Here is a 13,896-nt window from a genome sequence, read left to right on the forward strand (position 1 = left end):
GCCTTGCGGCCGATGCACCGCCACAGGTGATTTTGCGGTAAAATGTAAAAATTTACCGCGTAGATCCGTAAGGAAACATTATGCCCGAAGAACAAGCCTCCGCCCCTCAAAACCCGGCGCTCAGCGCCCCCCGGCCCGCCGCCTCCAGAGCTGCCGTTGCCGAAACCAACAAGGCCGAGGTGCGCGGGGTGTTTTCCACCCAGGAAATCCGCCGGGTGGGCACAGGCACCACCACCCGCAAAACCGTGCAGAAAACCTTCTGGTTCATTGAGCAGCACGGCGACGTCATCGAGTGCCAGCCGCTCAATCCCAATTACGTGCCCAGCGGCCCCAAGCGCAAGATCACCATGGACGAGCTGATCAGCAAATTCGCGCCGGAACCGGAGTTCTACCTCAATTCCGTCTATCCCAAGATGCAGGAATTGCAACGTTCCGTGGACAACGGGGACAACCACCGCGAAAAAGGCGAAAATTTCGCCGCCGAATACGAATATTCCCGCGCGCTCAAGGTGGACGAGGAAAACGTGCGGGCCAACTTCGGCATCGGCCTGACCTATATGGAACGCGGCGACGCGGAAAAGGCCCAGGATATTTTCGAGCGCCTGGTCAAGTTGGACGGCGCGTTCGAGCCCGAGCACAAGCATCTTTTCAATGAATTCGGCATTAATCTGCGCAAGAACAAGATGCTGCAACAGTCCGTGGAGTATTATGAGCGCGCCCTGCAACTCTCGCAGAGCGATGAAAACCTGTACATGAACATGGCCCGCGCGCTCCTGGAAACCAAGGACATCAACGGCTGCATCGACAATCTGCTCAAAGCCCTGGAAATCGCTCCCAAGCATGAGCCTTCGCTGAAATTCCTGGCCTGGATGATTCAAAAAAATCTGGTGCCGGAAGAGCGTCAGGAAGCCGTGCGTAAGGCTTTGCGCGCCGTGGCCCAGGCGGCCCAGGCCGCTCCGGCGCAGGACCAGGCTTCGTGAAAAACTGGCAGTTCCGCGAAGGGCCGCCCGGCACGCCGCCCTCCGGCTGGGCCGAGCAGCTTTCCATTTCGCCGCTCCTGCTGGAAATCCTCTGGAAGCGAGGCCTGACAGAGGCCGAGGCCATGGAGGATTTTCTGTCGGCGCGTCTGAACGCGCTCACGCCGCCCTCCTGCTGGCCCCAGATTCCGCAGGCCGCCGAACTGCTGGCCCAGGAACTGTTGTCCGGCAAAAAGCTGGCTGTCTGGGGCGACTACGACGTGGACGGCATCACGGCCTCCACCCTGACCCTGGATGTCCTGGAAGCCCACGGCATCATGGCCGGGCACCATCTGCCCGACCGCCGCAGCGAGGGTTACGGCCTGAACATCCCCCAGATCGAACTCCTGGCCGCGCAAGGCTACGGCATTCTGCTGACCGTGGACTGCGGCATTTCGGACCTGGAAGCCGTGCGCCGCGCGCGGGAGCTGGGCATGACCGTGGTCATTTCCGACCACCATCTGCCCCCGGCGGAACTGCCCCCGGCCCAGGCCATCTGCAACCCCCGCCTGGACGAGGCCGAGGCTTCGCCCTGCCCGCATCTGGCCGGGGTGGGCGTGGCTTTTTATCTCATGGCCGCCGTCAACGCGGCTCTGGCCCCGCATACGGACAAGCGCTACAAAATGGACGAGGCCCTGGATCTGGTGGCTCTGGGCACCCTGGCCGACGTCATGCGCCTGACCGGCGAGAACCGCATTCTGGTACGCGGCGGCCTGGGCAAACTGGCCAAAGCCGCACGCCCCGGCATGGCGGCCCTCAAGGTGGTCAGCGGTTTTGACGCGGCCGCCTCCCTGAGCAGCGGGCAGGTCGTTTTTCGTCTGGCCCCGCGCATCAACGCCGCCGGGCGCATGGGACAGGCGGAGCTGGCCCTGCAGCTGCTGCGCGAAAAGGATTACGCGGCCGCCGCGCGCCTGGCCGCGCAACTGGACGCCCTGAACACCGAACGCCGGGCCGAGGAGGAGCGTATCCACGCCGCGGCCCGCGTCCAGGCCGAGAAGCAGCTTTCGCGCGGACCGCGCGCAAGCCTTGTGCTCTACGGCCAGGACTGGCACCCCGGCATTGTGGGCATTGTGGCTTCACGCATTGTGGATGAATTTTACCGCCCCACCATCATTCTCTGTGAGGATCAGGGCAACCTCAAGGGCTCGGGCCGCTCGGTGCGCGAATTCGACCTGCATTCGGGCCTCGCGGCCACGGCCCCCTGCCTGCTGGGCTTCGGCGGGCACCGCTTGGCCGCCGGAGTGCGCCTGGAGCCGCAACGCCTGGAAGAATTCCGCGAGCGCTTCGACGCCGTGGCCGCCGAAGCGCTGGGGCCGGAGCCGCTCCGCCCCACCCTGACTCTGGAATGCGAGCTGGATTTCGCCCGTGCCGGTGAACAGTGCTTTTTAAAAGAGCTGGAGCTTCTGCAACCCTTCGGACCGGGCAATGCCGAACCGGTATTCGCCTCGCCGCCCCTGCTGGTCAAGGAGCGCTCCTTTCTGGGACACAGCCGCGAGCATGTGCTGCTGCGCGTTCAGGACCAGAAAAGCGGCGTCACCCTGTCGGCCAAAGCCTGGCGTATGGCCGAGGCTCTGCCGCCTTCCCTGGTGGGTCAGACCATCCGCCTGGCCTACACGCCCCGCCTGGATACCTATAACGGCATCGTCTCCGTGGATCTGGGCGTCAAGGACTGGCAGCCCGTGTAACACGGCGGCGGAATGACTCACTGAAAGCTGAACACGGGCAAAGCCCGGCGCTGAATCATAGCGACAGCCGCGCAACAATATCCTTGTTATATAAATACTTCTCTTCAGACGCGGCAGGATTCAGGGCAACAAGCGGGATATCTCTTTCATGTAAAGATCCGTGCGTCCGTGAAGCATCGGTCGTGATGCATTCACCCTCCACTTCTCCAAATGCGCTGTCTTTTCCCGAAAAAAGCACATAATCTCCAATTCGTCCCGCAGGGAGATGATAAATTTCTGCCGCTTCCTCTTTAGGTAAGACCTGTTCGACATGGTGGTGATTTTTCGCAAAATCAAAAAATGCGGCGGCCTGACTTTTATCTTTTAAAAACACATACAGCATCCCGCCTTCCTGGTAGATATGATTTTCAACATAGCGATCCTTTAACGGCGGCAGACAATACACAGCAAATCCAGCCCGCTCCGCTATGCTCTGAAAATTGACGATAGTTGACTTCTGATTCATGCCGTGATCGGCCGTGATATAAATCTGCCTGCCGGGATCAAGGGTACAGATTTTTTCCACATATTCGTCAATCGCGGCAATTTGCGCGACCGCCTCTTTGTGCCCCGGCGCATAATGGTGAAAGATGTAGTCATTTGTCGTGCAATACACCATGTCGGGATCAGCGATTTTTATACACTGATACGCCGCCTTTATGATCCATTGCGTGCTTTCACCGCTCTGTATGGCGGGCGGCATGTCCAGGCCGTACTGCTCGAGCTGCCCGCGATCCGGTGTCTGGGCACTGATGCCGATGTCCGCGCCGTCGCCATAGACTCCGAGAATTTTGCCCTTTACCGTCAAAAGGGCGGTTTTGCCGCCCGCTTCCTTACAACGCTGCAAGATCGTGGGCGCTTTCATATAGCCCCGTTCTTCTATAAATCCTTCCCGCCCTGTTTCAAGATTGTAGAAATAATTGCCCACCACGCCGGTTTCTTCCGGCCATTTTCCCGACAAAATGCAGGCATGATTGACATTGGTCACGGACGGCACGGCGCATAGAATGCGCTTCGCAAAACCAGTCTTCTTTGCCAGCCGGAAGATATGAGGCGCTGTTTTTTCCGTAAAATATTCTGGAGCGCAACCGTCAATGACAAGTATCAGCACTTTTTCCATACCCCGGCTCCTTTCACTTTTTTCTCATTTTTATAACGAAACGGAATACTATGCCATAGAGCCGACCATGAATTTCAGTCTATCTTACGCACCTTCCGCAACAGGATAAAATTTTATTCCCTTGCGTATCAGGGCACGGACGCCCCGGCCCGCAGGGGCCGTCAACGTGATCACCGGCGGTTTTACCGCCGGTGATCACGTCTCGTGCTGTTGGAAAGGCCGCGCAGCCTTCGGCAAAACATTCAATACGGAATAACGCGACGCCCCGTTCTGCTTACGTTGCGCTGCCCAGCATTTCCCGCAGCAACGGCCCCACTTCGCCGGGCTTTGCGGCCACCCCGGCCCCGGCCCTGAGCAGAGCGGCCGTTTTGCCCTTCACTGTGCCGTGCCCGTGGCTGGCAATGGCCCCGGCATGCCCCATACGCTTGCCCTCGGGCGCGGTGCGCCCGCCCATGAAGACGACCAGGGGTTTGCTGAACACCCCGGCTTCCACGGCCTCGGCCACCTCCTCTTCCATGCTGCCGCCCAGCTCGCCGATGACCACCAGGGCATGCGTGTCCGGATCTTCCTGGTACATGGGCAACAGCTCGGCGAAGCGGGTGCCGGGCACCGGGTCGCCGCCCACGCCCACCAGGGTGGTGACCCCGAAGCCGCCCTTGATGATCTCGGCGGTCACTTCATTGGTCAGGGAACCGCTGCGGGTCATGACCCCCACATGGCCTTTTTTATACACGCTGTCGATCCAGTAGGGGATGATCCCCAGCAGGGCCTCGCCCACGGAAATGATGCCCGTGGTATTGCCCCCCACCACCATGGCCCCGCAGGAAAGGGCCGCTTTGCGGATCTGCACGCTTTCGTGCAGGGGAATGCCGTCGGCCGTGGCGCAGATTTTGCGGATGCCCGCGTCCAGGGCCTCGAAAATGGCGTCCTTGGTGAAACGCGGCGGCACGAAGAGCATGGCCACGTCGGCGGGATGCTCCCGCATGCCCCGACGCACGCTGTGGTATACCGGCACTCCGGCCACATCCTGCCCTTCCTTGCCCGGCGTGACCCCGAAGACCACCTGGGTGCCCATTTCCTTCATGTGCCTGGTCCAGAACGAACCTTCCTTGCCCGTAACGCCCTGGACCGCCACCCGGCTGTCCTTATTGACGAAAATGCTCATTATGCCCTCCCCGCCGCCAGATCCACGGCTTTGCACACGGCTTCCTCAGTATCGTACAGATTGGCGAGACCGGCCTGTTTCAGGGTTTCAAACGCCTCCGCCTCATTGGTGCCGCGAATGCGCAGCACCACGGGCACCTTGGGATGCAGCTTTTTGATGGCCTCCACCACGCCCTCGGCCATGACGTCGGCCCGCGCGATGGTGCCGAAGGTGACCACCAGAATCACCTTGCTGGGCGTTTCAAGGCAGAGCTCCATGGCCCGCACGGCCCGCGTGTAGTTGGCCCCGCCGAAGTCCACGTAGGTGGCCACGCTGCCGCCCTCGTCGTGAATGAGGTCGAAAACCGTGGTGGTCAGGCCGGAGCCAGCGCACATCAGCGCAATGTCGCCGTCGAAGCGCAGATAGGGGATGCCTTCCCGGGCCGCCTCGAACTCCACGTCCGAATCGAAATAATCGCGGCTCAGAGGATAGCGCGGCTGCCTGGGCAGGGAATTATCGTCGATGATCAATTTGCCGTCCCCGGCCACGGCCTGCCCGTCTCTGGTGATGAAGAGCGGATTGATTTCGGCCAGTTGGGCGTCACAGGCGCGGAAAACCTTGTACAGTCCGCGCGCCGCCGCGCCGACCTGTTTGGCTTCCTCGCCTGAAAGCCCCATGCCGTAGATCAGATTGTTCACATGATAGCCGCCGAGCCCCTCGGCCATGTCCACGTGCACGCGAACGATCTTTTCCGGCTGCGTGGCGGCCAGGCTTTCAATATCCACGCCCCCCTCGGCGCAGCCCATGAGCAGCGCCGTGCCCGTAACCGGGTCCACGGTAATGGACAAATATATTTCACGGGCGATATCCACGGCCTGCTCCACCAGAAGCATGCGCACGTTGTGCGCGGAAGCGAACAGTTCCCCGGCTTCCCTTTTGCCTGTTTCCGCATCACCGACCATCCTGATCAGCCCGGCCTTGCCGCGCCCGCCCCGTAACACCTGGGATTTGAGCACGCAGGGAAAACCCGTTTCAGCAAAAGCCGCGTCCAGTTCTTCCACGGACCGTACAAGCACTCCCCTGGGCGTGGTTATGCCGCATTCCCGGAAGGCTTCCTTGGCCTGGTATTCAAAAAGATTCATAACCGCTCCTTTTTCAGAAAATCCAATCCGGCATGCGAGGGCTTATTTGCCGTGCTTCTTCCAGAATTCGCCCCACATTTCCTCGTCCGTGAAACCCCAGGGAGATACCGGCTCATTGACCCAGGTCACATTGATAAACTGTTTCCAGTGGACGTTTTCCGTGGTGATGTTGCCGCCCCAAGTGCCGCAGCCCAGAGTGGCCGTGGACGGCATGCGGTTGAAGGGATGCCCGCCGTTGCCCGCGCTCATGGGCTGGCGCACGGTCACACGCGAGGTTTTCATGTGCGTGCCGAGATAGTCGATGTAATCCCGCCTCCAGGTATGGATGCCGCAGGAATGGCCCCGCCCCACCCTGCTGGTCAGTTCCGTGAGAATACGGTAGGCGTCCTGGAAGTCAGCGGCCTTGTAGATGGTGAGCACCGGCGAAATTTTCTCGTCGTGGAACTTGTCCTGGGCAATGGGCTCCCGGCCTTCCACCAGCAGAATGTCCGTGCCGTCGGGGATACTGATGCCCGCGCCGTCGGCGATAACTTGGGCGGACTTGGCAATAACGCCCGGGTTGAGGGCAAGCTTGCCCTTGGCATTGACCTTCCACATATGGTTCCGGAGTGTTTCCCGGTTCGCGCCGCTCACCAGATGGCAGCCGTGGGCCAGCATTTCCTCCATGAACCGCTCGTAGACGTCCGCCACGGCAATGACCGCGTTCTCGGAGGAACAGGACGTGGCGTAGTCAAAGAGTTTGCTGGCGCAGATCATTTCGGCGGCTTCCACAAGGTCCGCGTCCTCGGCCACAATGGCCACCGCGTTGCCCTGGCCCACGCCGTAAGCCGGGGTGCCGCTGGAATAGGCCGCCCGCACCACGGCCCCGCTGCCCGTGGCCACCACCAGATCCGAGGCTTTCATCAGTTCCGCGATGCCGTCGCGGCCGGAATCCTCCAGAATCTGGATCAGATCCTCGGGAGCGCCCACCTTTTTGAGCCCTTCGCGCATCATCCTGACGGTTTCCGCGGTGCAGTGGAGCGCGCGGGAACTGGCCTTGAAGATGACCGCGTTGCGCCCCTTGAGAATGCCCACGGCCTTGCCGCCGCAGGTGGCCGTGGGGTTGGTGGCCGGCAGAATAGCGCAGACCACGCCCACGGGCTTGGCGTATTTCGAGATGCCGCTGGCTTCGTCCCGCTCCATAAGCCCCACGCTGACCGCGCCTTTCACGTCGTGCATGACGCCGCCGACCTTGCGCTTGTGTTTGAGAATCTTGCTTTCCACATTGCCGTAGCCGGTTTCCTCCACCGCCATGCGGGCCAGTTTTGCGATATTGTCGTCGCGGTACACTTCCCAGCCGACGGCCAGGCAGACCTCGTCGATCTGCTTCTGCGTATATTCGGCCACGGCCTCCTGAGCCCTGCGGGCCAGTTCCATCTGCTCAGCGACTGTTTTCATAAGAATCTCCCTGGTAAAAAGTTTGTTGCGGCCGCGATGCACGGGGATGCCGGGCCTACCAGATGTTCATGCCGGCAAAGCGTCCGAATACGGCAACCGAGAAGGTCACGGAAAGGATGGCGATGACGGTCATGGCGACGCCGCATTTGGCGTAATCCGCGATCCGGAAGTAGCCGGAGGAATAGGGAATCACATTGGTCGGGGAAGAGGTGACCATGATAAAGGCCATGCTCTGGGCGATACCGGCAGGACCGGCCAGAATCCACGGATTCATGCCGATATCCATGGCCAGAGAAATGATCAACGGCATGACCACCGCGCCGGTGACGCTGTTGCTGGAAAAAAAAATCTTGAGTCCTTCCACCAGGCTGATGACGGCGATCACCCGCAGAACGGGATGAAACCCGCCCACATCGGAAAGCAGCCCCCAGGCCACCCAGCGGGCCGCGCCCGTGCTGGCCAGCAGCATGCCCGCCGAAATACCGCCGGCGATGAGCACCAAACCGCCCCAGTCAATGGAATTGGAAGCCTCTTTCCAATTGTCGAACACTCTGAGGCCGGGCAGGAACAGCAGCACAAAACCCAGCAGGGCCACAAAAGCTTCCGGCAGCTTGAAGCCGAGCAGAGGCGTCAGGTATGCGCCGAAAAGCCACAGCACGACCATGATGCAAAAGACGAGCAGCGTGCGGATTTCCTTGCCGCTCAGGCCGCCGAGCTCCTGAAGTTCAGTGCGTATGCTGTCGAGACTAGTGGGAATTTCACGGAATTCGGGCGGAAAGAATTTCATGAGGCAGAACCAGCCGAGAGGCACCATGAGCATGGCGCCGGGCACGCCCACGATCATCCACTGGGCAAAGGTCACATCCAGGTGGGCGATGTCACGCACATACTGCATGGCGATCACATTGGGACCGCATCCGGCGGGCGTGGCCGTACCGCCGATCAGCGCGCCGTAAACAACGCCGATCATCAGCGCGCGTCCGAATTACCGCGAAACAGAGCGCGGCCATGACAATCTTGCCCTGCGCCGTGAGAGGAATGGCCTCCGTGCCCTTGTAAAACGGTTCCGGTGTCGGCAGGACGATAATTATTGCCATGACTGCCAAAGCCAGAAAGAAGATCAGAACATTCCTTCTATTGTCGCCCAATGCGCCACTTGACCCTGCCATACATCACCTCTCTGAGTTTGGGCATTGCAATACGGCTTGTTCTCCGCGCCGCCTAATTGTGACTTTTATAGCAAGCTCCATACCAGAACAGAGATGTATGACTTTATGCTGAATTATAGTTAAAAATTAGTGTATTGTACTATTATCCAAGAATACATTTCTATATTTTTAAATACATATATGTCTATTATTTTAGGCATTTGTATAAAATATGTCTAAAATAATAGACGAATAGATCATAAAATCACAAAACCTGAAGACAGGATGGCATGGAGTGTCAGGGAACAGAGTCAATCCGAGGCGTGCTGCACCGCTTTGAAGGAAAGAGCGCGGGCTATGGCCGGAAGGCTGTGGGGCAATAAAAAGCCCTGCCGCCGGGAAAAACCGAGGCAGGGCGCAGGGCTGCGCTGACATGAAAAAAACGTATTACATGCCGCTCTGGCCGCGCCGAATGCCGAAACGGCGCATCTTGACGTAAATCCCCGCGCGCGACAGGCCCAAGAAGCGGGCGGTTTTGGCCACATTCCAGCCCTGTTCGCGCAGGGTCAGCAAAAGGGTCTGGGCCTCGCTGCTCCGCGCAATGGCGCGCAATCTGCCCTTGGCATCGGCATTTTCGTCAAGACAAAGCGTGTGGCGGCGCAATTCGGGAGGGAGGTCCGCCGGAGAAACCCGGCCCTCGCGGCACAGACTCAAGGCATGGCCCACAGCATTGTGCAGCTCGCGGATATTGCCGGGCCAGGAATAGGCCATCAAAGCATGCATGGCTTCTTCCGTACAGATGGTTTCGCCCGCGCCCATGTGGTCGAGAAAAAAACGCACCAACAGGGGGATGTCCCCGCGGCGTTCGCGCAAAGAGGGCAGGCGCAATTTCATGGAATTGATACGGTAGTAAAGATCCTCGCGGAATGTCCCGGCCGTGATCATGGCTTCGAGATCCCGGTTGGTGGCCGCCACCAGGCGGAAATCCACATCCCGTGGCTGGGAGGACCCCAGGCGGAACAGACGCTTTTCCTCAAGAACGCGTAGCAGCTTGGCCTGCGCCTGCAAGGGCAGGTCGCCCACCTCGTCGAGAAAAAGCGTGCCCTGATGGGCCACTTCAATCTTGCCGACGCTCCCTTCCTTGCGCGCGCCCGAGAACGCGCCCGGCGCGTAGCCGAAGACCTCGGACTCAAAAAGTTCCTTGGGGATCGCCGCGCAGTTGATACTTACGAACGGGCCTTCGGCGCGGGAACTGGCGGCATGGATGGCGCCCGCGGCCAGCTCCTTGCCGCTTCCCGTGGCGCCGAGAATGAGCACCGCCGCACCCGTACGGGCATAGCGCAGCAAAAGGGATTTGAAGGCGGCGATGCTTTCACTTTTGCCGATAATGGATTCAACCGTGTAAGGCGAAGACAGAGCGCTTTTGATCCGCCGCTGGCAGGAACTGACCTTTTTGTCCAGGCACTGCACGTGCTCCAGAAGGTCCCTGACCTGGTCCGCCGTATCGAACAGGGTCATGCTCAAGGCCCCGATCAGCTCGCCGTCATCATCAAAGAGCGGCACGCGATTGACGATCAGCGTCGCGCCGCCGTTGGGGAAACGCCGTATCTGGCGCAGCTCGGCCTTGCGTGAACGCAGCACCGCCGGGATGCCCGAAGTGGGGATAAGTTCGGTAATATGGCGGCCGATGGCCTCTTCCGGGCGCAAACCCAGATACTTGGCATACGCGGCGTTGATGAACTGTACCACGCCTTCCCTGTCGCAAATGAACGCGCCTGTAGGAAGGTTGCTCATGGCCACCTTGATGAGAGTGTCCCGCAATTCCCTCTTGCCCATAGCTCCCACTCTGCTCGTACCGGCCGTGAAAGCGACCGATACGAGCACATGACGTTACGGCATAGGGTATTCACGTACCCGGTTGAACACATTACCTTCCTTGGCAAGGCCCTGCGCGGCGGCTTTGTTGTACCAGAGCGCGGCTTCCGCCGGGTTGGCGGGCACGCCGATGCCGTATTCATAGCAGGCGCCCACGAAACGCTCGGCCTGGGCATACCCCTGGTCGGCGGCCAGCTTGGCCCAGCGGAAACTTTCCTTCTGGTCCTTGGCGGTCTGATACATGCCCTGGCTGTAATAGAGGGCCAGATTGAACTGGGCCTCGGCATTGCCAGAATTGGCCGCGCGGGTCATCAGGGTCACCACGGCCCTGGGATCCTTGGGCACCCCGGCGCCCACTTCATAACAATAGGCCAGCAGCACCTGGGCTTCGCTGTAGTTCTGCTCGGCGGCCAGCTGGTACCATTGGGCGGCCACGGCCAAGTCCTGCGGCACGCCCAGGCCGTTTTCGTAGCAGCGGCCCAGCATCACCTGGGCACGGGGATTGCCGTCCCCGGCCAGGGGCTGAATCAGACGCAGGGTCTTTTTGTACTCACCGATATTGTAGGCCGTCCAAGCCTCCTGCAGAATTTTGTCCGTTGCCGCTGAAGTGGCGACGGGCGCGGCCTGGACCATGCTCGTCGCGCCGCAGGCGAAACTCAATACAGCGGCCAGCAGGGCCGCCAGACAATATTTTTTCATGATTTTCTCCTTCACGCTTCCAGCCCCGGCGGGCCGGTTTTTATGGGGAATGACGATACAGCCGAGCCCGGCCAAAGGCAAGCCGCACTTGACGCTGGCCCCAGCACAAGGCACAACCGGAACATGAACGACGTTTTTTCATTTTTCAGTGGCCAGGCGCCCTGCCGCCCGTACCACCCAGGAGGAGAGGCATGACCCCTTCCCCCAGCAATCCGCATGAACAGCACAACGGCGCCAATCTGCCGGAGCGAATTTCCGGCGCGTCCGGGACTTCCGGAAGCAGTGAGCAGCGCCGGGTGCTGGACGCCGAAGTACTGGAGCCGGGACAGGAACATGACCGCCGCAACGGCCATGCCGGCGCATTCGACGATCAGGACCGACACAGCGGGCGCGGTTTCGGCGGCGCGGAATTCCGGCGCGGCTTCGGCACCGGCGGCCTGCGCTTCGGCCATATCTGGACCAGCGGACGCATGGAGCAGAACGCCTGCCTCGCGCCCTGCATCACGTTTGCCCTTTTTCTGGTCTGTCTGGCCCAGTTCGGCCTGCTGGCGGGCATCGGCTTTGTGTTTTTTCACATTGTGGGCAGCGTGGCGGGCAGCATGCGCGACATGCGCCTGCTGATGCAGGGCCGCGAACCCAACCCCTGGCCCTGGCGCATCGGCAACTGGCTGGTCTGTTTTCTGCTGACCGCCTGGCTTGCCGGAGGCTTTGACTAGGGCCTGTTTCTAAATTCTCCTTTCGCCCCCTGCCTGCGTCAGGATCGCCCCGTGCGAAGGTCGGGTTTGCATATACTCCCGCCGCTCGGGACTCGCCTTCCCCGGCAGAGAACGAAAATCCTAATGGAAACAGTCCCCAGCGTATTTGAATGTTGAAATACTCTGGCATAAACAAGCGCGCCGGTTTTCCCGGCCTATGTCCGGATCCGCATGACACAAGACATACGCGTTTCGGCGCGTCCCGCCCGCACCGGCGGGGCCGCGACCCACTGGCACGTCTATCTGCTGGAATGCGCCGACGGCACCCTGTACTGCGGCGTCACCACGGATCTCGCGCGGCGGCTGGCCCAGCACAACGGGCTTGCGCCCGGCGGGGCACGCTACACCAGCGGACGACGGCCCGTGCGCCTGCTGGCGAGCCGCGTCTGTGCCCACAAGAGCGCGGCCTTGCGATTGGAATGCGCGGTCAAGGCCCGGCCCCGCGCTGAAAAAATCCTTTTTCTGCAACAGGGAGTCGTTGCGCCGTGTTGAGCCCCGAGGTTTTGCTGACCTTTTTCGCAGCCTCCCTGCTGCTGGGCATTGCGCCCGGCCCGGACAATATTTTCGTGCTCACCCAGTCCGCCGTTTACGGCGTGCGCGCGGGTCTGGTGACCACTCTGGGCCTGGTGACCGGCCTGTGCGTGCATACCACGGCGGTGGCCCTGGGCGTGGCGGCCATCTTTCAGACCTCGCCCCTGGCCTTCACCATTCTGAAATGCGCGGGCGCGGCCTATCTGCTGTATCTGGCCTGGATGTCCTTCCGGGCAGGGGCCTTGCTGGCCCATACCCCGGGCGGAGGGGCCGCCTTTCCCGGTTATGTCGCCCTGTATCGGCGCGGCATCGTGATGAATGTGACCAATCCCAAGGTCACCCTCTTTTTCCTGGCTTTTCTGCCCCAGTTCTGCAATCCGGCACTGGGCGGGGTGGTCGTGCAGGTGCTGATGCTGGGCACATTGTTCATGCTGGCTACCGTTCTGGTCTTTTTCTCCGTGGCCGTATTGGGCGGCCGCCTGGCCCTCTGGTTCAACCGCTCCCAGCGCGGCCAGATTCTGGTCCACAGGGCCGCCGGACTGGTTTTCGCCGGGCTCGCCGTGGTCCTCCTCTTCACCGGGCCCTGAACGCCCGATCCGCCCGCCCTTGACAGGGCCGGGCGCGGCGGGTATGAACACCCCCCTTCGAGGTTAGCATGCAGAAATATCGTATATCCATCAATGACCTGCCGCCGGACGGCAAGGAATTCGACCTGGACGACCCGGCCATCTGGCAGACGCCTATGCGGGAATTCGGCATGGACTGCCGGATAAGCGAGCCCCTCAACGCGCATATCAGCGTGCTGCCCACCGAGGGCGGCTGTCTGGTGCGCGGCGAACTGTGCGGTCAGGTCGTGCTGCCCTGCAACCGTTGCGCTGAAGATACCGTGGTCGACATCCGGACCGACTTTGAAGACTTCGAAGAACTGCCGGGCGAGGACGATGTTGATGCCGTCCTGAACGCGAGCGGCGGCAACGGAGCGGCTGACGCCGAGACAACGGAAAGCCGCATCGTCTATGAGCGCACCATGCCCATGCTGGATCTGGCCGCTGTCTGCTGGGAGGAGTTCGTGCTGGCTCTGCCGGTCAATCCGCTCTGCAAGACGGATTGCAAGGGGCTCTGCCCCCAGTGCGGGACCAACCTGAACAATGGAACCTGCGGCTGCATCCCGGATGAAGGCGATCCCCGGCTGGCGGTTTTGCGCGGCCTCACCCTGCATAAAACCTAGACATTTGCAAAAAATTCGGCTATGTCGTTTTGTCTTGCGGTTGGGTATTATCCTTAAACCGCGTTATTTCGTTCAAG

The 13,896-nt window shown here is 60.8% G+C and carries 13 protein-coding genes; 6 read left to right on the plus strand and 7 right to left on the minus strand.

Going from position 1 to position 13,896, the window contains the following annotated elements; genetic code table 11:
- The first annotated feature begins 80 nt into the window (after positions 1–80).
- Positions 81–980: a tetratricopeptide repeat protein gene (locus tag HMPREF1022_RS03050; RefSeq protein ID WP_008684697.1), complete on the plus strand. Its 900-nt coding sequence runs from the start codon at positions 81–83 to the stop codon at positions 978–980.
- Positions 977–2,701 (plus strand): single-stranded-DNA-specific exonuclease RecJ, encoded by a 1,725-nt coding sequence (gene recJ, locus HMPREF1022_RS03055; protein WP_008684700.1) that lies wholly within the window; start codon positions 977–979, stop codon positions 2,699–2,701. Before HMPREF1022_RS03050 ends, recJ begins: the two co-directional genes overlap by 4 nt.
- 55 nt (positions 2,702–2,756) lie before the next feature.
- On the opposite strand, the gene HMPREF1022_RS03060 is transcribed toward recJ, so the two are convergent.
- From HMPREF1022_RS03060 to HMPREF1022_RS03090, 7 genes are all read right to left on the minus strand, one after another.
- Entirely contained in the window at positions 2,757–3,860 is a 1,104-nt protein-coding gene (locus tag HMPREF1022_RS03060; protein WP_009301833.1) for an alkaline phosphatase family protein, read from the minus strand.
- Between the two features lie 274 nt (positions 3,861–4,134).
- Complete coding sequence (locus tag HMPREF1022_RS03065) at positions 4,135–5,025, minus strand: succinate--CoA ligase subunit alpha (protein WP_008684703.1); 891 nt, start codon at positions 5,023–5,025, stop codon at positions 4,135–4,137.
- Positions 5,025–6,146 carry an ATP-grasp domain-containing protein gene (locus tag HMPREF1022_RS03070; RefSeq protein WP_008684708.1) on the minus strand — a complete coding sequence of 374 codons (1,122 nt, stop codon included), beginning with the start codon at positions 6,144–6,146 and terminating at the stop codon, positions 5,025–5,027. The genes HMPREF1022_RS03065 and HMPREF1022_RS03070 overlap by 1 nt, the downstream gene beginning before the upstream one ends.
- 42 nt (positions 6,147–6,188) lie before the next feature.
- Entirely contained in the window at positions 6,189–7,583 is a 1,395-nt protein-coding gene (locus HMPREF1022_RS03075; protein WP_009301836.1) for an aldehyde dehydrogenase family protein, read from the minus strand.
- Positions 7,584–7,638: 55 nt separating this feature from the next.
- On the minus strand, positions 7,639–8,553 hold the full coding sequence (locus HMPREF1022_RS03080) for an SLC13 family permease (protein ID WP_009301838.1): 915 nt from the start codon (positions 8,551–8,553) through the stop codon (positions 7,639–7,641).
- 625 nt (positions 8,554–9,178) lie between these two features.
- On the minus strand, positions 9,179–10,567 hold the full coding sequence (locus HMPREF1022_RS03085) for a sigma-54 interaction domain-containing protein (protein WP_009301840.1): 1,389 nt from the start codon (positions 10,565–10,567) through the stop codon (positions 9,179–9,181).
- Between the two features lie 54 nt (positions 10,568–10,621).
- Positions 10,622–11,305, minus strand: coding sequence for a tetratricopeptide repeat protein (locus HMPREF1022_RS03090; protein WP_008684713.1), 684 nt, complete (start codon positions 11,303–11,305; stop codon positions 10,622–10,624).
- 191 nt (positions 11,306–11,496) lie between these two features.
- Between HMPREF1022_RS03090 and HMPREF1022_RS03095 the strand changes: the two genes are divergently transcribed.
- The 4 genes from HMPREF1022_RS03095 (at position 11,497) to HMPREF1022_RS03110 (ending at position 13,819) form a co-directional block, all read left to right on the plus strand.
- Positions 11,497–12,021 (plus strand): hypothetical protein, encoded by a 525-nt coding sequence (locus HMPREF1022_RS03095; protein WP_009301842.1) that lies wholly within the window; start codon positions 11,497–11,499, stop codon positions 12,019–12,021.
- Between the two features lie 210 nt (positions 12,022–12,231).
- The gene (locus HMPREF1022_RS03100; protein WP_008684715.1) at positions 12,232–12,552 is read left to right on the plus strand and encodes a GIY-YIG nuclease family protein; all 321 of its coding nucleotides are present in this window, start codon (positions 12,232–12,234) and stop codon (positions 12,550–12,552) included.
- Positions 12,546–13,178: a LysE family translocator gene (locus HMPREF1022_RS03105; RefSeq protein WP_008684716.1), complete on the plus strand. Its 633-nt coding sequence runs from the start codon at positions 12,546–12,548 to the stop codon at positions 13,176–13,178. Before HMPREF1022_RS03100 ends, HMPREF1022_RS03105 begins: the two co-directional genes overlap by 7 nt.
- 68 nt (positions 13,179–13,246) lie before the next feature.
- Positions 13,247–13,819 (plus strand): YceD family protein, encoded by a 573-nt coding sequence (locus HMPREF1022_RS03110; RefSeq protein ID WP_009301845.1) that lies wholly within the window; start codon positions 13,247–13,249, stop codon positions 13,817–13,819.
- The last annotated feature ends 77 nt before the right edge of the window (positions 13,820–13,896 follow it).

This window comes from Desulfovibrio sp. 6_1_46AFAA, assembly GCF_000224635.1.
Classification (GTDB): Bacteria; Desulfobacterota; Desulfovibrionia; order Desulfovibrionales; family Desulfovibrionaceae; genus Desulfovibrio; species Desulfovibrio fairfieldensis.

Bases quoted from the DNA above. Each gene is read 5' to 3' on its own strand.
- HMPREF1022_RS03070 (WP_008684708.1), bottom strand. From the start codon at position 6,146: ATGAATCTTTTTGAATACCAGGCCAAGGAAGCCTTCCGGGAATGCGGC.
- HMPREF1022_RS03110 (WP_009301845.1), top strand. From the start codon at position 13,247: ATGCAGAAATATCGTATATCCATCAATGACCTGCCGCCGGACGGCAAG.
- HMPREF1022_RS03090 (WP_008684713.1), bottom strand. From the start codon at position 11,305: ATGAAAAAATATTGTCTGGCGGCCCTGCTGGCCGCTGTATTGAGTTTC.
- HMPREF1022_RS03060 (WP_009301833.1), bottom strand. From the start codon at position 3,860: ATGGAAAAAGTGCTGATACTTGTCATTGACGGTTGCGCTCCAGAATAT.
- HMPREF1022_RS03080 (WP_009301838.1), bottom strand. From the start codon at position 8,553: ATGATCGGCGTTGTTTACGGCGCGCTGATCGGCGGTACGGCCACGCCC.
- HMPREF1022_RS03085 (WP_009301840.1), bottom strand. From the start codon at position 10,567: ATGGGCAAGAGGGAATTGCGGGACACTCTCATCAAGGTGGCCATGAGC.
- HMPREF1022_RS03095 (WP_009301842.1), top strand. From the start codon at position 11,497: ATGACCCCTTCCCCCAGCAATCCGCATGAACAGCACAACGGCGCCAAT.
- HMPREF1022_RS03075 (WP_009301836.1), bottom strand. From the start codon at position 7,583: ATGAAAACAGTCGCTGAGCAGATGGAACTGGCCCGCAGGGCTCAGGAG.
- HMPREF1022_RS03050 (WP_008684697.1), top strand. From the start codon at position 81: ATGCCCGAAGAACAAGCCTCCGCCCCTCAAAACCCGGCGCTCAGCGCC.
- HMPREF1022_RS03065 (WP_008684703.1), bottom strand. From the start codon at position 5,025: ATGAGCATTTTCGTCAATAAGGACAGCCGGGTGGCGGTCCAGGGCGTT.
- HMPREF1022_RS03100 (WP_008684715.1), top strand. From the start codon at position 12,232: ATGACACAAGACATACGCGTTTCGGCGCGTCCCGCCCGCACCGGCGGG.